This window comes from Halobacillus seohaensis (genome assembly GCF_042663045.1).
In the GTDB taxonomy this organism is placed as follows: domain Bacteria; phylum Bacillota; class Bacilli; order Bacillales; family Halobacillaceae; genus Halobacillus_A; species Halobacillus_A seohaensis.
The window spans coordinates 24,540-45,953 of record NZ_JBHSZV010000030.1; the positions used below are offsets into that span (position 1 = coordinate 24,540).

17 protein-coding genes are annotated in these 21,414 nt (G+C 39.4%); 11 read left to right on the forward strand and 6 right to left on the reverse strand.

Annotated elements, in window-relative coordinates; translation table 11 throughout:
• Positions 1-8 precede the first annotated feature (8 nt).
• From sat to cysI, 7 genes are all read left to right on the forward strand, one after another.
• Positions 9-1,148: a sulfate adenylyltransferase gene (sat, locus tag ACFQIC_RS12085; RefSeq protein WP_204711177.1), complete on the forward strand. Its 1,140-nt coding sequence runs from the start codon at positions 9-11 to the stop codon at positions 1,146-1,148.
• A 16-nt stretch (positions 1,149-1,164) separates the two neighbouring features.
• A complete protein-coding gene (gene cysC / locus ACFQIC_RS12090) occupies positions 1,165-1,758 on the forward strand; it encodes an adenylyl-sulfate kinase (RefSeq protein ID WP_204711179.1) in 594 nt (197 codons plus the stop codon).
• A gap of 62 nt (positions 1,759-1,820) precedes the next feature.
• Positions 1,821-2,588, forward strand: a complete 768-nt coding sequence (gene cobA / locus ACFQIC_RS12095; protein ID WP_204711181.1) for a uroporphyrinogen-III C-methyltransferase — start codon at positions 1,821-1,823, stop codon at positions 2,586-2,588.
• Positions 2,589-2,603: 15 nt separating this feature from the next.
• Positions 2,604-3,347 (forward strand): sirohydrochlorin chelatase, encoded by a 744-nt coding sequence (locus ACFQIC_RS12100; protein WP_204711182.1) that lies wholly within the window; start codon positions 2,604-2,606, stop codon positions 3,345-3,347.
• Between the two features lie 33 nt (positions 3,348-3,380).
• Positions 3,381-4,187, forward strand: coding sequence for a uroporphyrinogen-III synthase (locus ACFQIC_RS12105; protein WP_204711183.1), 807 nt, complete (start codon positions 3,381-3,383; stop codon positions 4,185-4,187).
• 54 nt (positions 4,188-4,241) lie between these two features.
• Positions 4,242-6,074 (forward strand): assimilatory sulfite reductase (NADPH) flavoprotein subunit, encoded by a 1,833-nt coding sequence (locus ACFQIC_RS12110; protein WP_204711184.1) that lies wholly within the window; start codon positions 4,242-4,244, stop codon positions 6,072-6,074.
• Between the two features lie 38 nt (positions 6,075-6,112).
• On the forward strand, positions 6,113-7,831 hold the full coding sequence (gene cysI / locus ACFQIC_RS12115) for an assimilatory sulfite reductase (NADPH) hemoprotein subunit (RefSeq protein ID WP_204711185.1): 1,719 nt from the start codon (positions 6,113-6,115) through the stop codon (positions 7,829-7,831).
• An 857-nt stretch (positions 7,832-8,688) separates the two neighbouring features.
• On the opposite strand, the gene asnB is transcribed toward cysI, so the two are convergent.
• The 5 genes from asnB to ACFQIC_RS12140 all read right to left on the reverse strand — a co-directional run bounded on the left by asnB (position 8,689) and on the right by ACFQIC_RS12140 (position 15,993).
• On the reverse strand, positions 8,689-10,191 hold the full coding sequence (gene asnB / locus ACFQIC_RS12120; protein WP_204711186.1) for an asparagine synthase B: 1,503 nt from the start codon (positions 10,189-10,191) through the stop codon (positions 8,689-8,691).
• Positions 10,192-10,388: 197 nt separating this feature from the next.
• Entirely contained in the window at positions 10,389-10,883 is a 495-nt protein-coding gene (locus ACFQIC_RS12125; RefSeq protein ID WP_204711187.1) for a L,D-transpeptidase family protein, read from the reverse strand.
• Positions 10,884-12,152: 1,269 nt separating this feature from the next.
• The gene (locus ACFQIC_RS12130) at positions 12,153-13,094 is read right to left on the reverse strand and encodes a nucleoside hydrolase (protein ID WP_204711188.1); all 942 of its coding nucleotides are present in this window, start codon (positions 13,092-13,094) and stop codon (positions 12,153-12,155) included.
• 59 nt (positions 13,095-13,153) lie between these two features.
• Entirely contained in the window at positions 13,154-14,380 is a 1,227-nt protein-coding gene (locus ACFQIC_RS12135) for a DUF2515 family protein (RefSeq protein ID WP_390217121.1), read from the reverse strand.
• Between the two features lie 56 nt (positions 14,381-14,436).
• On the reverse strand, positions 14,437-15,993 hold the full coding sequence (locus tag ACFQIC_RS12140; protein ID WP_204711189.1) for an ABC-F family ATP-binding cassette domain-containing protein: 1,557 nt from the start codon (positions 15,991-15,993) through the stop codon (positions 14,437-14,439).
• A gap of 180 nt (positions 15,994-16,173) precedes the next feature.
• Between ACFQIC_RS12140 and ACFQIC_RS12145 the strand changes: the two genes are divergently transcribed.
• Complete coding sequence (locus tag ACFQIC_RS12145; RefSeq protein WP_204711190.1) at positions 16,174-16,329, forward strand: DUF1540 domain-containing protein; 156 nt, start codon at positions 16,174-16,176, stop codon at positions 16,327-16,329.
• A 197-nt stretch (positions 16,330-16,526) separates the two neighbouring features.
• Here ACFQIC_RS12145 and spoVB read toward each other — a convergent pair whose 3' ends face one another.
• Positions 16,527-18,050, reverse strand: coding sequence for a stage V sporulation protein B (gene spoVB, locus ACFQIC_RS12150; RefSeq protein WP_204711191.1), 1,524 nt, complete (start codon positions 18,048-18,050; stop codon positions 16,527-16,529).
• Between the two features lie 579 nt (positions 18,051-18,629).
• Here spoVB and liaF point away from each other — a divergent pair.
• From liaF to ACFQIC_RS12165, 3 genes are read left to right on the forward strand one after another with little or no spacing between them, the layout of a single operon-like run.
• The gene (gene liaF, locus ACFQIC_RS12155) at positions 18,630-19,409 is read left to right on the forward strand and encodes a cell wall-active antibiotics response protein LiaF (RefSeq protein ID WP_204711192.1); all 780 of its coding nucleotides are present in this window, start codon (positions 18,630-18,632) and stop codon (positions 19,407-19,409) included.
• Between the two features lie 14 nt (positions 19,410-19,423).
• Entirely contained in the window at positions 19,424-20,482 is a 1,059-nt protein-coding gene (locus ACFQIC_RS12160; RefSeq protein WP_204711193.1) for a HAMP domain-containing sensor histidine kinase, read from the forward strand.
• A 3-nt stretch (positions 20,483-20,485) separates the two neighbouring features.
• Positions 20,486-21,118, forward strand: a complete 633-nt coding sequence (locus ACFQIC_RS12165; RefSeq protein ID WP_204711194.1) for a response regulator — start codon at positions 20,486-20,488, stop codon at positions 21,116-21,118.
• Positions 21,119-21,414: the final 296 nt, after the last annotated feature.

Consider the following 21,414-nt stretch of genomic DNA (forward strand, 5'->3'; position numbering starts at 1 on the left):
AGAGTTATATGTCACTTATTACGCCACATGGCGGGTACCTAGTCAATCAATGGAATCAAGAAGGGTTTACATCAAAACCAACAGATAGTATTGAATTAGATGCTATGGCTTTGAGCGATTTAGAATTGATAGCGAATGGGGCGTACAGTCCACTTAAAGGTTTCTTAAATAAAGAGGATTATCAATCAGTCGTTGATACGTTACGATTAGCTGATGGTACGCCATGGAGTATTCCTATTACATTACCTGTTCATGCTGAGCAGGCGTCGAGCTTAAACCCAGGTGATGTTGCAGAGCTTTATCAAGGTAATACAGTGTATGGAGTTATCGAAATCGAAGAGATCTACCAACCAGATAAAGAGAAAGAAGCAAGAGAAGTTTACTTAACAACAGAAGAAGCGCATCCAGGGGTGAAAAAGCTTTTCAATCGTCCGGACTATTACGTAGCTGGAGAAATACAAATGCTTAACCAATCAGTTCGAGAACATGAGGATAAGTTTTATTTGGACCCTGCAGAATCGAGGAAGCATTTTCAGGAACTCGGATGGAATAAAGTGGTCGGGTTTCAAACGCGTAACCCTGTCCATCGAGCTCACGAATATATTCAAAAGGCATCTTTAGAAATTGTCGATGGACTATTTCTTAATCCTTTAGTAGGAGAAACAAAGAGTGATGATATTCCGAGTGATGTTCGAATGAAGAGTTACCAAGTTTTACTAGAACATTATTATCCTGCTAATCGAGTGGTGCTTGCTGTGTTTAATGCGGCTATGCGTTATGCAGGCCCGAGGGAAGCGATCTTCCACGCCATTGTACGGAAAAACTTTGGTTGCTCTCACTTTATTGTCGGACGTGACCATGCAGGTGTCGGAAATTATTACGGCACTTATGATGCACAGAAAATTTTCAGTAACTACGAAGAAGATGAATTAGGCATCACGCCATTATTCTTTGAACACAGCTTTTATTGCTTGTCTTGTGAAGCGATGGTTTCCCATAAAACGTGCCCTCATGATGATGATCAGCATGTTATCTTATCAGGGACGAAAGTACGTGAACTGCTGCGAAATGGCGAGAAGCCGCCTAAGACTTTCAGCCGTCCTGAAGTTGTAGAGGTTTTAATAGATGGATTAAAGGTGACACAATAACAAAAGGGTGAAGTAGTTGGAATCCAATATTGTCTGGCATAATGCGAGTGTATTAACCGAAGATTATCGTACTAAAAATGGACACCATAGTGGAGTGATTTGGCTGACTGGACTATCTGGATCTGGTAAATCAAGTATTGCCAATCTAGTCAATAAACATCTTTATGAAAAAAAGGTAAACTCTTATCTATTAGATGGAGACAACGTTCGTCACGGATTGAATGCTGACCTTGGATTCAAAGCGGAAGATCGAAAAGAGAACATACGTAGAATTGGCGAGGTTGCCAAGCTATTTGCAGAAAGTGGCACTATCGTGTTGACCGCTTTTATTTCTCCTTATCAGGAAGATCGTAATCAAGTAAGGAATATTCTTGAACAAGGAGATTTTCTCGAAGTCCATGTGGATTGTCCTTTATCTGAATGTGAAGTCCGAGATCCAAAAGGCTTATACGAAAAAGCTAGAAGCGGGGAAATAAAAGGTTTTACGGGTATTGACTCCCCTTATGAAGTACCTGAATCTCCTGAGATCGTATTGAGAACCCATGAGTTTAGTGAAGAAGACTGTGCAGCTCAACTCATATCTTTACTAGAGAATAAAGGATGGATATAAGATAATAGAGGGATGGCGAAGTGGAAGTCTTAAATGATGAAAAGAAAGGAGGGAACTGTCTCATGAAAAAAGTGTATATTGTCGGTGCAGGGCCCGGTGACCCAGACTTAATTACAGTAAAAGGGCTGAAGGCTATCCAAGCAGCAGATGTTATTTTATACGATCGATTAATAAATAGAGATTTACTAAAGGAAGTGAAAGAAGAAGCTGAACTCATTTACTGTGGTAAAAGTCCTGATCATCCTTCGCTATCCCAAGAAGAGATTAACAATGCTCTTTGTACATTCGCCTTACAAGGAAAGATTGTAACCCGTTTAAAAGGAGGGGATCCTTTTATTTTTGGCAGAGGGGGAGAAGAAGCGGAAGCATTGGCTGAGAAAAATATTCCCTTTGAAGTTGTCCCTGGTATATCATCTGGAGTAGCAGCCCCGGCCTACGCGGGGATTCCAGTTACACACCGTAAATATAGTTCTTCTGTAGCTTTTATTTCGGGAGTATGCCAAATGAAAGATTCAGATGATCATTGGGAACATGTAGCCAAAAGCGCAGACACGTTATGTATTTATATGGGCGTTCGGAAACTACCCGAAATAGTTGAACAACTGATTCGCCATGGTCGTGAAGCTACGACTCCGATCGCTCTTGTCGAGTGGGGTACTACCGAACAGCAGCAAACCGTAGTTGGGACTCTTAATAATATTGTAGAAAAAGCTCATGCTGTCGAAAATCCTGCTATGATTATAGTTGGAGAGGTCGTAAAGCTTAGAGACGAATTGCAATGGTTTGAACATCAGGAAATACAAGGGCCGATTCGTTCGGTTGTATCATAAAGGAAGGATGGTTTAATGCAAGCTGTACTATACGTTAGTCATGGAAGCCGTGTAGAGAAAGCACGAAAGGAAGCTGTTACCTTTATTCAAACCGTCCAGCAGCAAGTGGATATCCCTCTGCAGGAAACTTGCTTCTTAGAGTTAGCTGAACCGGATGTGACGCAAGGGATTTCACGACTCGTCGACCGTGGAGCTACGAAAATCGTCATTATGCCTGTGTTGTTATTAAGTGCAGGGCATTATTATAAGGATATACCAAGTGAAATTGAAGATGCGAAAGTTCGCCATCCACATATTAACTTTGTATATGGTGAACCGCTCGGTGTCCAAGATCGATTGGTCGATATTTTAGTCCAAAGAATACAAGAAACAAATGTTACCCGTCTTCCTAATGCACATATTCTACTTGTAGGAAGAGGGAGTAGAAATCCTGAGACGAAGCAGTCGATCGAACTAATTGCTCAAAAATTACAAGGGAAAGTAACCGGTTCTACCGTGGATGTTTGTTATTTAGCAGCGTGTTCTCCTTCTTTTGAGGAGGGGTTACAAGGGATAAAAGGGAAGAAACAAACCTTTGTTATTCCTTATCTTTGGTTTACCGGTGTGCTCATGAACTCAATGCAAAAGAAAATTAACGAGGTTAAACAATTAGAACAGCAAGTCATACTGTGCCAATACCTTGGGCACCATCCCTTTATAATAGACGCTTTAAAAGACCGTGTGTATGAAGCTTTAGAAAGTAACAGTTATTCTGTTTGAGTCTTTTAGTTTAATAGAAAGGGTGGAAAGAGAATGGCAGGTTTAGCTGGTAAGAAAATCGGAGTAGCGGCCGATCGTAGTGCCGAATCGATCAGCAAGTTGATTCAAAAACATGAAGGTCATCCTCAAATTTTTTCCATCCAGGGAAAACAAATGTTGAATGAACAAATTTGTATAGAAAATATTCAGTATTTTCTTAAGAACAGTTTTGATTGGGTGATTTTAACAACAGGAATCGGAGCCAAAACTTTGTCAGACGCGGCGTACGAAAATGACCTTTACTCCTCATTTATTGATAAATTGAACAAAACAAACGTGGCAATTCGTGGCAAAAAGACGCTCGATTGGTGTAAAAAACATACAGTAAATGTTCATAGAATATCCGAGGATGGGACCATGGAAAATCTTTTGGCAGCTTTTACTGCTGATCAACAGGTAGAACAAAAGCAAGTCTTCCTTCAGGCTTATAATCAAGATGATGCTCAGCTAAAAGAAGAACTTGAGAAAGTCCAATGTTCCGTTTACTTGTCAAAGCCCTATTCCTATGAACGACCGGATCACGAAGTACTCAGCAATTTAAAGAAGAAGATTATAGAACAATCGCTTGATGCTGTAGTTTTCACGAGTAAAACACAGGTCAAGAATATATTGTCAGAGCAACTTGATACGAAAAACATTGTTCAAGCTTTTAATGAACAAGTATTGGCCGTTGCGGTTGGGAAAGTTACAGCCAATGAACTTGAGCGTAGCGGTATAGTCAATGTTCTTCAGCCGGAGAACCCGAAAATGGGAGCTATGATCGTAGAAATCGACCGTTATTACCAATCGATCAACGCTTGATAGTTGAATGAATGGCTATGAAAAAATAAAAAGAACTTTGCGAGGTGGGTATTTTTGCAGTTACAAGTGACAAACAGTCCTTTTAGTCAAGAACAAGGAGAGTTACTCAATCAGCTTTTACCAACATTAACAGAAACCCAAAAAATTTGGTTGAGCGGATATTTGGCTAACACTCAGTCAACCGTTCCGTCTGGACAAAGTAATGTAGAAACAAACACTGCTTTACAAGACAGTGCACAAAATAAAACACGTGAAATAACGATTATTTATGGCTCTCATACTGGAAATTGCGAAGCCTTAGCTGAAGAGTTGTCCAAAAAATTAGAACATCAAGAATATAAAGTCACGCTATCTTCCATGGAAAACTTCAAGCCAAAAGGTTTAAAAAAAGTTGAAGATTTACTTATTCTAACAAGTACTCATGGTGATGGAGATCCACCGGACAATGCAATCTCACTCTATGATTTCCTACATAGTAAACGAGCTCCTGAGTTAGAAGATCTAAGGTACTCCGTGCTTTCCTTAGGGGATAGTTCCTACGAATTCTATTGTCAAACAGGCAAAGACTTCGATGCACGTCTAGAGGAATTAGGGGGAGAACGACTTTATCCGCGGGTTGATTGTGATCTTGATTTTGAAGAACCTGCGGAAGAGTGGTTTGACGGAGTCTTAGCTATCTTAAACGATACAAAAGACGTTTCTCAAGCTGGTGATCCATCCTCCCAGCCTGGACCAAAAGATACTACAGAGAATCAGTCGAATTATTCACGAAAAAATCCGTTTAAGGCAGAAATCTTAGAAAATTTAAACCTTAACGGACGTGGTTCTAACAAAGAAACTCGTCATCTCGAGCTTGACTTAGAAGGTGCTAATTTAGAATATGAACCAGGTGACAGCTTAGGTATTTTTCCTAATAATGATCCTGTTCTCGTAGATCAACTATTACAAGAAATGGATTGGAATGCTGAGGAACAAGTTTCTATCAATAAACAGGGGGAGCTACTTCCATTACGAGATGCATTAATTACTACTTTTGAAATTACGAGCTTAACGAAACCATTGCTAGAAAAAGCATCTCAACTTACAAACAATGAGGAACTGAACAAGCTGCTTAGCCCGGAAAGTAAAGAAGAACTGCAAAATTATATATATGGTCGAGACCTGATTGATTTAGTTCAGGACTATGGACCGTGGCCAGTATCTGCTGCCGAATTTATTAAGATTCTTCGTAAGATTCCTGTTCGTCTTTATTCCATTGCGAGTAGCGCTAAAGCAAATCCAGACGAAGTGCATCTCACGATCGGAGCGGTCCGGTATGATACGAATGGACGAAATCGTACGGGTGTTTGTTCGGTCCAGTGTGCTGAACGATCAGAGTCTGGTGATTCACTGCCAGTATTCGTCCAGCGCAATCAAAATTTTAAACTTCCAGAAAATCCGGACACACCTGTAATTATGATCGGAGCTGGAACAGGGGTTGCACCTTACCGAGCTTTTCTAGAAGAGAGGGAAGAGATTGGAGCCGAAGGAGAAACATGGTTATTTTTCGGTGAGCAACATTTCGTAACCGATTTTCTTTATCAAGTCGAATGGCAAAAGTGGCTGAAAGAAGGGGTCCTTTCTCGATTTGATGTCGCGTTTTCAAGAGACACTTCTGAGAAGATTTATGTGCAGCATCGAATGCTTGAAAAAGGGCGAGAGATCTATCAATGGCTAGAAAATGGTGCAGCAGTTTATGTGTGCGGTGACGAGAAATATATGGCAAAAGACGTTGAGGCGGCGCTGTTATTTATCCTTGAACAAGAAGGCGGCATGAGCAAGGAAGCGGCTGAACAATATCTAGCTGACATGCGCAATCAAAAACGCTATCAAAGGGATATTTATTAAGAAAATGAAATGGGCAGTCGATAGGAAGGAGCATAAGCATGTCGAATAAAAGTATAACGAAACAAGATGGACCACCGAGTGAAATGGAGAAAATTAAGGAAGGTAGTGATTATCTCCGCGGGACTCTTGTAGAAAGCTTCGAAGATAGGATCAGTGGAGGAATCTCTGATGAAAATACAAAGTTATTAAAGTTTCATGGGAGCTACCAGCAAGATGATCGAGATTTACGTCTTGAACGAAAACAGCAAAAGTTAGAAGCAGCCTATCAATTTATGGTGCGCGTTCGTTTAGCCGGAGGCGTTGCCACACCACAACAGTGGCTTACAATGGATGATCTTGCCCATAATTATGGAAATGGCACGCTAAAACTTACTACCCGACAAACGTTTCAATTACATGGGGTATTGAAATGGAATATGAAGAAAAGCCTTCAGGAAATTAATCATTCCCTAATGGATACGATTGCTGCTTGTGGGGACGTTAATCGAAATGTAATGTGTAATTCAAATCCATATCAGTCCAACATTCACGCTGAAGTGTACGAATTGTCTCAGGAATTAAGTGACTATCTCTTACCAAAAACGAGAGCCTATCACGAAATTTGGCTTGATGAAGAAAAAGTATTAGATAGTCGAGGCACAGACGAGGAAGTTGAACCGATGTACGGACCGCTATACTTGCCAAGGAAATTTAAAATTGGCGTAGCAGTTCCACCTTCGAATGATGTGGATGTTTTTTCTCAAGATCTTGGTTTTATTGCTATTCTCGAGGATGGAAAGCTTCAAGGGTTTAATGTAGCAGTAGGGGGCGGCATGGGGATGACCCATGGAGATACAGATACTTATCCTCAGCTATCGCGAGTGATTGGTTTCTGTTCACCTGATAAAATTGTAGAGGTTGCTGAGAAAATAATTACGATTCAACGTGATTACGGTAATCGATCCGAAAGAAAAAATGCCCGATTTAAGTATACGATTGATAAAAGAGGGCTCGACTGGGTAAAAAATGAATTGAATGAAAGGTTAGGTTGGTCACTTGAAGAGGCGCGTTCTTATCAATTCGATAATAATGGTGACCGTTATGGCTGGACAAAGGGCGATGAAAAATGGCATCTTACCCTGTTTATCCAGAATGGACGAATTAAGGATTCAGAAGACTATTCGTTAATGACTGGGTTGCGGGAAATCGCAAAAGTTCACACGGGAGATTTCAGGCTTACGCCAAACCAAAACCTGATAATATCTAATGTAACAGAAGAGAATAAATATCAAATCGAAGAACTGGTCGCGGAATATGGACTGACAGATGGAAAACAAAACTCCGCCTTACGAAGAAGTTCTATGGCATGTGTAGCCTTTCCGACTTGTGGTTTGGCAATGGCTGAAGCTGAGCGCTATCTACCGTCATTAATCGATAAATTAGAAGTCATTCTTGATGAGGCAGGTATAAAGGATGAAGAAATCATTATCCGCATGTCGGGTTGTCCTAATAGCTGTTCTCGTCCAACCTTAGGTGAAATCGCCTTTATCGGTAAAGCTCCAGGAAAATATAATATGTATTTGGGGGCAGGTTTTAGGGGAGATCGCTTGAGCAAACTCTATCGAGAGAACATTGGAGAAGAAGAAATTTTAAGAGAGTTAAAACCTATGATTTTTCAATATGCTAAAGAACGAGAAGAAAATGAACATTTCGGTGATTATGTGATCAGGGCAGGATATGTCGAAGAAGTTCATTCAGGCTTAGATTTTCATAAGTAATATAAGTAACACCCCTATGGTAGTCATTAGGGGTGTTTATTTTGTGTGGTACCAAGTACCACACAATTTGGAAGACTGAATTTCGAGACATTCCGGTGGTTTCCGTTACCAAGGATGGCGTTAAAAGGTCCGGGAAATCACTCGCTTTCCGTGGGCATGTGGTGAGCTTCTTCAGGCTACGCCTTGCGGGATCTCACTGATTATGTTCATCCCAGCTCTTACGCCTTATAAGGACGAAGGCTAAATTCTGGTTCATCAATCCTATCGGCGTTATCTAGCTCCAGCGCCTAGCGAGACTTCCCTCGCTTCTGGACGATAAGTCAACATCGAATCACGATGTTCTTCGTGTTTCCTTTATCTCCGACAGCTCAGTCCAGTCCATACGCCGCTGACCAAGGCGCCTCCGCTTTTAAAGGTGGAGTCTCACAATTTCCCGGACCTTCTTGCTTTCATGAGGAGAACGGAAGCATCGGATAAGCTACTTCACGTCTGAAAAAGTGAATTTAATTAGAGAATTAGCTCAACCAACAACTATATCCGCGAGTGATTTCTTCTTTAACATCAACATGATGACTGCGGTTCTCTGCCCGTGTTAAGTTTAAACACTTTTTCAACAGCCTCGAGAAGGAGCTTGCCAGTTCCCCGCAGGAAAGCGAGTTGTTTTAAAGTCACCCCTGTTCCTTATACGGTAACGAACCCCCACATGATCTCGGAATCGAGTCTTCAACAATCCTTCACAGACTCTTCAATTATTTTAACATAAAATTACAATTACCTACTTGGTCTATAAAAATCAACATAGCAAATAGCATACCAATTAACATAGTAATTATTACGTTGAAAACAGCTTCTTTTGATTAGGAAGTGGCCCATCTGCCTACCATCGAGACAGCTGTTTTTTGGGGATAATACTCGTTGAAAATTTTATAATATAGGCACTCTTGTTTACTGCGAAGTCCTACTGTGGCCTCTTGATTTAGCTCTGTCCACTGTTGATCAGAAATCGCTTGATTGGCATGTTCTTTTAAAATATCAAGGGCTCCGCTCCCTGCTGAGAACTCCTCTTTTTTTCGCCAAAGTATATGGTGGGGCAGTACATCTTCAAAGGATTGACGTAAAATAGTTTTTTCCATTTGTTCGTCCTTATGTAACTTTAAATTTGCAGGTATTTGAAGGGCATATTCTACTATGTCAAGATCTAAGAATGGTACCCTTAACTCCAGAGAATGAGCCATACTCATGCGGTCTGCACGTTGAAGATTAATGTTATGAAGAGAATTAATAACTCGGATGATTTCATTATTCAGATGATCAGTATTCTCGTATTTTTTCATATAATCATATCCAGCAAAAAGCTCATCTGCACCTTCCCCTGACAAAATAACTTTCACATGCTGGGATGCAAGTTTGGAAACAAAGTAATTTGGTAATGCGCTTCTAACAAGAGAAGGCTCAAATGACTCCAAATGATAAATGACTTTTGGAATAACTTCTAACAATTCATCTTGGCTATAAATATATTCGTAATGTTCTGTGCCGATCGCCTCAGCGACTTCACGAGCTCTTAAAATATCTTCACTGCCTTCTGAACCAACACAAAAGGATTTCACTGTTTTACCATCCTTCTGTAACTTAGCAACAAGCGCTGCGATCAAACTGCTGTCAAGTCCACCACTTAACAAAACTCCAACTTCTACGTCTGCCAATAGTCTTTTTTCTACGACTTTCGTTAAATGCTTGTTGATCCCATGAGTGATTTCTTGATGATCTTGCTCTAATAAAGCTTTAGGCCTTTTAATTGAGCGATAGCAAACAAACCCTACTTCTGGTGTGTAATAATGTCCTGCTGGAAATTCATGAACTTGGTCTGTAACTAAGTAGAGAGTTTTTAGTTCAGAGGAACAAACAAAATTCCCATTTTCGTCTTCCCCGTAATATAGTGGTTTGATTCCCAGCGTATCGCGTGCAGCTACAAAGGTGTGGTTGTCCTCATCGGCGATAAAAAAGGCAAACATCCCATCTAATCTGGAAATACCATCAACGCCTTCTTCCTCATATATTTTTAAGGCTGTTTCACTATCGGATTCAGTAAGAAAAGTTGTTTTGGATCGTAGTTCATCTTTTAACGTAGAATAGTTATAAATTTCTCCGTTACAAACAATCCATTTTGTCTTCTGTTTGTTTTCTATCGGTTGAATACCATCATCAAGTCCGATAATTGATAATCTTTGATGACCTAGGTGGAAGTGATTGAGGCGGTTATCCTTACTTTCATCTGGCCCACGATGCACCATACTATTAAGTACTTCTTTCATTATATTATCTGATATTTGACCTGCGGTAGCAAAAATGCCACACATAAATAATGATCTCTCCTTTTTTGTCTGGATAGGCTACCGAAATCTTAGTGTTACAAATGCTTAATGAAACCTTTTTTATTAAAGAGCATTTGTTCAAATCAGCACTATCAACACTATCGTTTAACATAGCTTTTTTTATAATAGTGCATACTTTATCACATCATTGAAATGAGTCAAATTTTCTGTGAGATTTCACGTTAAGGATGGATGGAAACCAATGTGCCTATAGGGATAATATTTGCTAATTCTTCAACATCCTGATTGTACATACGGATACACCCACGTGAAACAGCTTGACCAATGGAACTTGGATCATTGGTTCCATGAATTCCATAGTGTTGTTTGGATAAACTCATCCACATCGTACCAAATGGACCCCCGGGATTAGGGGCTTTATTAATAATAATGAACTTTCCTATCGGCGTATTGTGTAGCATTTTACCAACCGCAATCGGATACTCTTTTTGCAACCCTCCATTTCTGAGTAATTTTAAGTGGCGGTTTGTTAGGGAGACGTCAATTTGAAAAGGAATGGTATTAGGATCAGGAAAGCCAGGTATAACAATATTTTGGCCAGGATAGATGAGGTTTGGATTGATGGTAGAATTTGCACTAATAATTTCGGGCAATGGAGTTCGATAATCTCTTGAAATTTGGGTCAAGGTCTCGCCTTGTTTGATTGTATGAATCAACTTGAACCCTCCTTGTTGATCGTTTGTGATCGTCATTTAAAATGAAACAGTTTCTGCTAAAATAACTGACACACTTTACTGGAAATTATCATCCCCATTTTATAGTGAATGGCAGCCTCTAATAACAAAACATTTGTTAATCATTGTCCTGATTTATACGGTGGTTTCCGTTACAAAGGATGGCGTTAGAAGGTCCGGGAAATCACTCGCTTTCCGTGGGCATGAGGTGAGCTTCCTCAGGCTACGCCTTGCGGGATCTCACCAATCATGTTCATCCCAGCTCTTACGTTTTATAAGGACGAAGGCTAAATCTAATTCATTAATCCTATCGGGCGTTATCCAGCTCCAGCGCCTAGCGGCTAGTGAGACTTCCCTCGCTTCTGTACGATAAGTCAACATCGAATCACGATGTTCTTCGTGTTTCCTTTATCTCCGACAACTCAGTCCAGTCCATACGCCGCTGACCAAGGCGCCTCCGCTTTTAAAGGTAGGAGTCTCGCAATTTCCCGGACCTTCTTGCTTTCGTGAGGAGAACGGAAGCATCAGATGTGGTGCTTCAAGTGAAAAGCATTCCTTACGAGTGAGAATTGTGCTGGAAGGTGCCTTCTTGCCTATCGCTTAAAACTTCGGATTATTCAATAAAAGAATCGTGGTTCCGTTGCTTTTCATCGGAGCATGGGGGATGGGTAGGCATACACAACAGGTAATCTCCTACCCTCCATATAAACACGCTATCACACCCGATTTTTAACTTATCTAATGGCTCAATCTGTGATGGCCCTATCCCCTGATCTGTATCAGGCTTCAATTGGCGTTATATCAGATATCTTATGCTTTAACAGGGACGGTAAAACAGCACGATTTCGATAGAAACATACGGCAAGGGGCGGTGGGGAAAGCGACTCCTTCCCCACCGCTCCTTTCTCCACACAATCATCTCGGAATCGAGTCTTCAACAATCCTGCTAAGTTAGCGCAACAAGCACAACTTCCTCAATGTGCATAACTATTCGTATGTATACCCTTTTCGTGAGCATCGATATTGATAAGAGTAACAATGGTTGTATGATTGTTAAGACGATCATACACACTCTTACAAATATAAGGGCAGTCCTTAACTGGAAAAAAGTGTTGTATTTTAATAAGCAAAAAAACTGTGTCAACTCTTTCAAGCGGTCATATCGTTTCGCTGATAAATTTATAATCAAGCGGATATATACAATGAAATGGCGGATAAATTCAATTTTTCACGAATGACTCCACTTTGACTTTACGAAGAAGAATTCATAACCTTCATAAAATCATTCAACAAATGTTCTACATTAATATCAAGAACGATTTTGTTTATTGGATGGTCATCAACCATTTCTGGAACAGGCCGAAAGTCCGCATGAGTCAATCCTTTTGTCAGATCATCGGTATCAACGAAAATTTGTCGGTTAACGGTTGTATAATGATCTTCATTTGTAAGGATAGAAAGCAAGGTAACATCATGTAATGGAGCACCGTTTATTCCAGGCATGGATAATTGGTATTGTTCACTGTAGTAATCCATAAGAGGTTTTAAAATAGGGGAGAAGGGCGCATCTGTTTGTAGGGACAGGTAGTGGATCATTTCCTTGGAAACGATGGAACGGTGACTAACATTTAGTGGTACAAATGTAATTCCTTCTCCATGAGTTGTGACAATTTTTGCAGCATGGGGATCACCATAAATATTCGCCTCGGCTAAATGGCTAGCATTCCCTGGTACTAAAAAGGCCCCACCCATTACAAAAATTTCTTTAACATCGCGTATATTACTTCCAGCATGAAGATAGGTGAGAGCTAGCGATGTTAAAGGTGAAAGGCTTACAATGGTCAGATCTTTCCCATATTTAGTTATCAAATCGTAGATCTTGTGAAAAGGATAGATATTTTTGAACATGGTATTCTTTATATTAAGTTCACCCATACCATGAGTACCATGAATATCGTAATAATGCTCGGGTGGAAGACCTGAAAGTGGGGCGCTGGCTCCATTAATTAGAGGGATATCTTCTCTTCTAGCTAGGTTCAGCAGGAAACTGCTATTCCGTAGTGCATCCTCACGACTAACATTTCCAAACTGACACACAATTCCGACTATGTCGATCTTAGGAGAAAGCAAGGCATACATGATGGCAAAAGAATCATCAATTCCGGGATCGACAATTAATAAAATTTTTTTCAAGCTTATACCCCCCTTTTAAATTACTGTATTATAAAGGGTGGGAAATTATGGTTAAATAATCATTTATTTAAAAATCTATTTTTTGTAAAGGCGGCCATCTCAAGTTCTTCAATTCTCTTGCAATACGTATCTTGAATATCGCCTTTCAAAACTTTCACAGGTTTTTTCACAAATTGAAGCATCTTCTTATCTTTAAACCAATCACCAGTCTCACTTTTTTTGTGCGTATAATCTTGCCATACGGTAGTAAGAGAGGGACTGTAAATTCGCGGTGCTTTAGGTTGAAAGGAGCAGGGGCTGTTGTGTAACTCGTGTACATGACCGGGAGCTGTTTCTTTTACGTCATTGAATAATTGTGGCCAAAAATCCTTTCGTGATCCTGTGTGAGTAGTGGATCTCGCCCAGTCCACAGTTTGTGCAAAACGACTTTGTTCCGAAAAAAGTAAATCATATAAACCTTTACCTAAAGTAATTCTATCCTCTACCGAAGAGAAATGATGAACAGTACCTCCAACAAATTGTGTGTTTTTTTGTACAGGTGAAATGTATGGTAACAAAATGTGATTAAAGGCAAAAACATCCTGTAGCTTAAACATGATCGTATCAAGTACTGTGTCTTTGAATTGTTTATTTTGAACCACGCGCTCTTCAATATAATGCTGTTCATTAATAATCAAAGAGATCGTTAGCTCTTGCTTTGTTGATTGAGACCAGAATTGTTTCCAAAATGGTTCCATAAAGGCAGAGATGTCCATTGAGGATAATAAATGAAATAGGGGACGGCCCTGCTTTTTGCTTTCTTCATATAATAATAGCTGAGGAAAAGCATCTTGGAAAATCAACCAATTTCCACGCTCAAGGAAGGCAAAGAAATCTTTTTGTTCTTTTTCTGATAACAGTTTTGGTAAGTATTCACCTTTAAGGTCGGTCATATTCCAACCAGCATTGCGTGATACTAAATGGGCTAGTAATGCCCAATGGATCTCTTGATGTTTTAGATAAAAGTCTAAATAGGCTTGAGTTCTTGTTACATTGTTTTGATTACTTTTCTGAGTGCGGGAGCGGATCGATTGAATTAAATTTTCTTCATCTTCTGTAAGATGATCTGCCTGTTTGCTCTGGCGAATGGATTGTTTTAAGTGTTGTCTTAACTCTTTAATATGTTTTCTTGACAGCTTAAATATGGTCAGCCCTCCTTTCGATGAAACCGTGTATATACAACTGTGGATGAACCATGATGGAAAATAATTGTAATGATTAGTATTTACGTGATCAATTTCGCTTATTCAAGGAGAAGGACTAAACAAGGACTGCCTTCATTACGAAGACAGTCCTTGTCATTTTAGAATACTTTTGTTGTCCAATCTTCACAGTTCCATACGTCTGTGACGATGTCTTGATAAAATTCCGGCTCGTGTGATATGAGAAGCACGCTGCCCTTATAATCTTTCAATGCACGTTTGAGTTCTGCTTTTGCATCAACATCGAGGTGGTTAGTTGGTTCGTCGAGTACGAGCAGATTGGTTTCTTTATTAATCAATTTACAAAGTCGTACTTTTGCCTTTTCGCCACCGCTTAACACTTGAACTTTACTTTCAATATGTTTTTTCGTCAAGCCGCATCGAGCCAAGGAAGACCGAACTTCATGGTGAGTAAAATGACGAAATTCCTCCCATATTTCCTCGATACACGTGTTGTTTGTTTGTTCTTTTAGTTCTTGTTCATAATAACCAATATGAAGGTAATCTCCTGATTGAACAGATCCTGATACTGGCTTGATTTCACCGAGGATACTCTTGAGTAAAGTTGTTTTTCCGATACCGTTTGCTCCAGATAGGGCGATTTTTTGACCGCGTTCCATTGATAAATTCAGCGGTCTTGAAAGAGGTTCGTCGTAACCGATGACAAGATCATCAGTCTCAAACAAATACTTACCAGAAGTTCGTGCTTTTCTGAAGTTAAACCTCGGTTTTGGTTTTTCTGAATCCAGCTCAATAACATCCATTTTGTCGAGCTTTTTCTGACGAGAGTTCGCTAATTTACTTGTGGCAGCATTGGCTTTGTTTTTTGCAACAAAGGTTTTTAAACTGGAAATTTCTTTTTGTTGCTTCTTATATGCTGATTCTAATTGTTGTTTTCTCATCTCATACACACGGAGGAATTCATCGTGATTCCCTGGATAACGGGTGACCTGCTGATTTTCCATATGATAGATCAAATTAACGACACTGTTTAAAAAGGGAATGTCATGAGAGATAAGAACGAATGCATGCTCATATTCAAGAAGATATTTTCTTAACCATTCGATATGCTCCACATCGAGATAGTTGGTTGGCTCATCGAGTAATAAAATATCTGGCTTTTCTAAAAGCAATTTGGCCAGTAATACCTTCGTGCGCTGTCCACCACTCAAATCGTGAACGTCACGATCGAGTCCGATATCGTCCAGCCCCAAGCCATTGGCGACTTCTTCAACCTTAGCGTCGATCGTATAGAAGTCATTGTTCGTAAGCGAGTCTTGAAGTCGTCCGGTTTCTTCCAGGAGTTCTTCGAGTTCTTCGGGACTGACTTCTCCCATTTTTGCGAAAAGATTGTTCATTTGTGTTTCCATATCAAAAAGATATTGGAAAGCGGTTCGCAGTACGTCTCGCATCGTCATGCCCTGTTTTAAATCAGCATGTTGGTCCAAGTAACCAATACGTGCGTGTTTAGACCAAGTAATCGTACCTGCATCAGGCTCTAATTTACCTGTGATAATATTCATGAAAGTGGACTTACCTTCGCCATTGGCGCCAATTAGTCCAATATGTTCTCCTTGTAATAAACGAAAGGATACATCGTCGAAGATAGCACGATCTCCAAATCCGTGACTTAAATTGTTAACTGTGAGTAAACTCATTTGCTACACCTTTTCTTTAATAAAGTTCTGTTCATGCTTATCTATTATAAAGGTCATGGCTTAAAAGTGATAGTGGGTAGCGACGATTTTATAAAGTGTGAAAACGATGATAATTTCCAAAATCATAAAAGTATCATTCCCCTGAATCTGCAAACAATATTAGAGAGGGGGTAGGATAACATGGCTCAAGACGTATTGTGTGAAGTTAATAACTGTAAATATTGGGGCAAAGGAAATAAGTGTACAGCGGATGCCATCTATGTAGTGAGTCATACAGGTGATAAGGCAGCAAAGAGTGAGGAAACGGATTGTAAAACATTCGTTCCAGAGGTTTAATTTAGAAAAAAGGTAGTAAGTAGTTCAGTTTTGGAGTGGGAAAACCACTCCAAAACGAACTACTTTTTTGAATGGATTCTTTACTAAAAGGTAAGAAAGATGCTACGACCATTATAGACAAATACTGTTAAAAACAAGAGGTGCTCGAAACAATTCCGAATTTTTTAGGTTGCGACTTTAAAAACGGGCTATCCGTCTTATTTAAAATTAAGAAGGTTTAAGCACTTTAATAATGCTAAATAAATGAGTAGAGAAACCGCTAAGGAAGTACATAACACAAAAATCTCGTTGCTGACTTCACTACTTAAGAAAGTGAAAAGAAATCTCCCTATATACCCCATAAGAGCAGCAGATAATAAGACTTTGACGACATCGGCTAGCTTGAAGCTAAACCCGATTAGTTTGGCTATTGTAAAAAAGTGAAGCAAAGTCCCTAAGATAATACTGGCACTAATTCCTAAACATACACCAAAAATACCAAAATTAGGTTGGGAGGCTAAGAAGAAGATAAATCCTAACCTGGCCACAGAAGCCAATATATCGTTAATCATTACGATATTTGCTCTGCCTAACCCAATAATTACGGATTGTAAGGGAATTCGAAAATATTGTAAAAGATGAAAAGGTGCCATCAATTTTAAAAGTACCGCTGCTTCAGGTGAATTATAAATAATGGTCGTTAACTGATCAGCAAAAAGAAAGAGAATGATCGTGCAAGGCATTCCGACGACTAATGAAACTCTAACCGCCTGCTGGGTTCTTTTATGAATCAACCCTTTGGCGTTTTTTTCCTTGGCTTCACTGATTGCAGGAATTAATGCGATTGACATTGAATGTGTAATAAACCCTGGCAGCATTAATAAAGGAAGTACAAACCCCATTAACACTCCAAATTGCTGAGTAGCTAATGCTGTCCCAACACCTGCTATAGCTAAACTTTGTGTAATAAGAATCGGCTGAATGACTCCAGTTACAGAGTGTATTAGGCCGTTGCCAGTTGTAGGCAAACCCGTGTGAAGTAAATCTTTTAACACGCCTTGTCCTTTACTCATATGATTAGTGAAACCACTACGAAGCTTAAACCGTTTTTGTTTAAGCCACTTAAAAGCAGATAATAGATATAACAAAGAAATTGCTTCACCGACAATGCCGCTCAATACCGCGCCAGCTGCGGCAAATTCAATTCCATAAGGCAACAGCCACCGTACGAAAAAAAAGATACAGGCGATTCTTGCCACTTGCTCAATTACTTGAGACAGACCAATAGGATTCATATTTTGTTTTCCGCGAAAGTACCCTTTGAGTACAGAAGATACAGCAATAATTGGTATGATCGGAATGACTGCTAGCAAGGAATAGTAAGCCCTTTGATCCGTCAAAAAAACCGATGACAATGCTTTTGCCCCGATTAAAGCGCCAATCATCAATACGATTCCCATGACCCCTGTAGTTGTTAATGATATGACGAGAATTTTCTTCACTCGTTGATGGTCTTGTTTTACTTCAGCTTCAGCTACAAGCTTTGAAATAGCAACTGGTAAACCTAAGGTAGTTAACGTTATTAATAAGCCTGTTACTGGCATGGCCATCATTAACAAACCCATACCTTCTGCACCGATAATATTAGCCAACACGATCCCATTAGCAAAGCCCAATATCCTTGTGATAAGAGCAGCTATAGTTAGAACGATGGTTCCTTTGATAAGACTTTGTTTAGTCATGGATACGTTCACCCTTTACCTTGTCCATATTTGATGTATATGGAAGGGGGGAGGGGAATGTGTTATTTTTTTGAAATTTTTAACCTATGTTATTAGAATAATTCTGAAGTATAGATCTTTATTTGGAAAACTCCGTCTAGGGGCGGAGAAACAAACCATCTAAAGTTCGTTACGTACGATGATCGATCCCTTTACTATTAAAAGTAAGAACAATGTAAAGGGGAACTCGGTGTGGTAACCACAAAACAAACGGAAGAAAATAAAGGATAAATACCTTTACTAACCAAAACCTTTTATAATTATTGGAGCAATTTTTTCAGCAGAAGGTTACTAAATTTATATAATGGGAGCTGAGTGGTCCTATTAACCATTAGTGAAGAGTGAACTTATTTTGGGTTTCTTTCTTTCCCCGCATTGCCTTTGTGGCTTGTCTAAGTTGATGATATTTAATTGTCTCGGCTCCTTGCTTTGGGATTAGTGGCTCATTTAGCTATGAATAGAGATCAAAAGTATCATGAAGGATTTTTAAAATTCCTAGAGAATAATTTAAAGATGGAGTAATAAAAAGGGTGGTCAAAAATGAAAAGAGGAATGACAAATATAGTAGTGGCGACAGGATTAATTATTGTTGGAATCCTGTTGCTGTTAGCGAATTTGGAAATCGTCTCACTGGAAATCAAAATAACATGGGAGAATATTTACCCCTTTCTATTGTTAGCTGTTGGGATGAAGTTGTGGTTAGATGCCTTATTACATCAAGGAGGTTTTTGGATTTTAGGTTCGTTCTTGTTCGTTTTTAGCAGCCTGTTAATCCTTGATCGGTTTGGTGTAATAGACTTTGCTTTCGGAGATCTTTTGATGTTATGGCCGTTATTATTTATTTATATTGGCTTTAGTATTTTTTTGAAAGGTAATAAAACCAAGCAAAAAGCAGAGTTCCATTATGAGAAGGAAAGTGAAACATTTAGACATTCCCATTCTAATCATAAACCTAAATCATCACGGATGGCGATTGGAAGTCAAGAGTATAAAAAAGACAACTGGAAAGTAGAACCGATGAACCTATGGAATGGCATTGGGGACTATCACTTTGATTTTACGAAGGCTTTTATTCCGGACGGTGATACTCCGATTATCGTTCGTGGCTGGATTGGAGATGTGAAAATGCTCATCCCTAAAAATATACCGTTTCGAGTCGAAGCTAAAATGAAAACTGGAGATATTAAGGTGATGAATCAAGACGCGAGCGGTTTACAGCGAGAGTTAACGTATGAAACCGAAGATTATAAAACAGCATCCCGAAGGCTAAGTCTTTATATTGACTATAGCATAGGATCGATCAATGTCGAGCAAGTGTAAGGGGGAGTGGGTATATGCTCAAACAACTGAATAGTATTAGATACATGTATATACGTTCTCATATGTATGGTCTAGTCCTCAATACTTTTATCTTATTAGCTATTATTCTATCGGTATATGTATGGTTTCAACCAGCATGGCTGAGTACTGGAGCTATTCTGTTTTTTATTATGACTTATGTAATAATTGGATTTCTAATGGCTATGTATGCCGGGTTCCAATCGAGTGGTGATTTAAAGCAGCGGATCGATTATATTTCGACAATGATTACTCAATTAGCGAGAGGAGAGTTATCATCACGGATTTACTTTAACGAAAATGATGAAATTGCCGGTCTTGGTGATGAGTTAAATGAACTTGGGGAGAAACTCTCCCAACAAAAGGAATCGCTATTAAAGTTAGCCGATGAAAAAGGGGAACTTGCCCGTTCAGCTCATAAGGCAGCCACGATTGAAGAACGTCAGCGATTAGCTCGAGACCTTCATGATGCTGTTAGCCAACAATTGTTTGCACTAACAATGATGGCCCAAGCTACGGAGAGAATTTTTGACAAAAAACCAGAACAAGCTAAAGAACAATTAACAGAAATTACTCAAACAGCCCTACAAGCTCAGACAGAAATGCGAGCGCTTTTATTACATTTACGACCTGTTGACTTGTCAGGAGAACCATTAGCTGAAGGGATCACCCAGTTAGTTGAGGAATTAAAACAAAAATGTCCCATCACTTTTGATATGAATATGGAAGAAGTACATGGATTATCAAAGACGGTGGAGGAGCAACTTTTTAGAATTGTTCAAGAGTCTCTTTCGAATATCCTGCGACACGCCAACGCCACTGAAGTGACAATTTTGCTATCAAAAAGCAACGGAGAAGTATTTATACATATTGAAGATAACGGGGTTGGTTTTAATACTGAAGAAAAGAAAGTAAACAAAGCATCATATGGGTTGAAAAACATGAAAGAACGATGTGAAGAGATCGGTGGCGATTTCACTATTCGCTCAAGAGAAGAAGAGGGAACATATATCGATTTAAGAATTCCCGTGAAAGCAATGGATGAGGAGGAATGACGTATGATAAGAGTTGTTATTGTCGATGACCATGATGTTGTACGAAAGGGTGTCATCACTTATTTGAATACAGAAGATGATCTGGAAATCGTTGGTGAAGCGTCAAGTGGCAACGAAGCTGTTGAAGTAGTCAAACAACTTAAGCCTGACGTCGTATTAATGGATCTAATTATGGAAAATGGCACAGGAATTGAAGCAACTGAAAAGATCATGTCTACTGAACAGTGTAAAATTATTATCTTAACGAGTTTTTACGATGACGAAAAAGTCTTTCCTGCTCTCGAAGCTGGTGCCTTTAGTTACATGTTAAAAACCTCCTCTGCCGATGAAATTGCAGAAGCGATTAAGAAGGCATACAAAGGAGAAAATGTTATCGAACCAAAAGTAGCCACAAAAATGATGACACGGTTTCGCACAGGAGAAAAAAAGTTGCATGATGATCTGACTAATCGAGAGCTCGAAGTATTAATGTGCGTCGGAGAAGGAATGACGAACCAAGAAATAAGTGACCACCTTTATATAGGTGTGAAAACCGTAAAAACCCATGTGAGCAATATCTTAAGTAAGCTTGAAGTCCAAGACCGTACGCAAGCGGCTGTATACGCGCATAAAAATCAATTGATTCGTAAGACATAAGTATTTGTATGCTAATTTGTTCGGTAACAATAGACCATTGTAAGTCTACATTTTGACCTGAAAATTGGCATAAAATTGGAGTTGATTAGTTTTTGCTTGATTACACAAGATACTCTGAATATTTATGTTGAAATAAATATAGCGACTGAGTACGATTAGACTTAAACAAACGGGCAGGATTATTGAAGACTCGATACTGAGATTGTGCGGCGGTTCCGTCATCGGTATGAGAGATGACGTACAATAGTCTGTGTAAGTAAGTTTTAGGCTTAAAAAAACAAGGTGGGGTATCCTTA

Excerpts from the sequence above, each read along its gene's own strand:
- sat (WP_204711177.1), top strand. The coding sequence starts at position 9 with ATGTCACTTATTACGCCACATGGCGGGTACCTAGTCAATCAATGGAAT.
- cobA (WP_204711181.1), top strand. The coding sequence starts at position 1,821 with ATGAAAAAAGTGTATATTGTCGGTGCAGGGCCCGGTGACCCAGACTTA.
- ACFQIC_RS12100 (WP_204711182.1), top strand. The coding sequence starts at position 2,604 with ATGCAAGCTGTACTATACGTTAGTCATGGAAGCCGTGTAGAGAAAGCA.
- ACFQIC_RS12105 (WP_204711183.1), top strand. The coding sequence starts at position 3,381 with ATGGCAGGTTTAGCTGGTAAGAAAATCGGAGTAGCGGCCGATCGTAGT.
- cysI (WP_204711185.1), top strand. The coding sequence starts at position 6,113 with ATGTCGAATAAAAGTATAACGAAACAAGATGGACCACCGAGTGAAATG.
- asnB (WP_204711186.1), bottom strand. The coding sequence starts at position 10,191 with ATGTGTGGCATTTTTGCTACCGCAGGTCAAATATCAGATAATATAATG.
- ACFQIC_RS12140 (WP_204711189.1), bottom strand. The coding sequence starts at position 15,993 with ATGAGTTTACTCACAGTTAACAATTTAAGTCACGGATTTGGAGATCGT.
- ACFQIC_RS12145 (WP_204711190.1), top strand. The coding sequence starts at position 16,174 with ATGGCTCAAGACGTATTGTGTGAAGTTAATAACTGTAAATATTGGGGC.
- spoVB (WP_204711191.1), bottom strand. The coding sequence starts at position 18,050 with ATGACTAAACAAAGTCTTATCAAAGGAACCATCGTTCTAACTATAGCT.
- liaF (WP_204711192.1), top strand. The coding sequence starts at position 18,630 with ATGAAAAGAGGAATGACAAATATAGTAGTGGCGACAGGATTAATTATT.
- ACFQIC_RS12160 (WP_204711193.1), top strand. The coding sequence starts at position 19,424 with ATGCTCAAACAACTGAATAGTATTAGATACATGTATATACGTTCTCAT.
- ACFQIC_RS12165 (WP_204711194.1), top strand. The coding sequence starts at position 20,486 with ATGATAAGAGTTGTTATTGTCGATGACCATGATGTTGTACGAAAGGGT.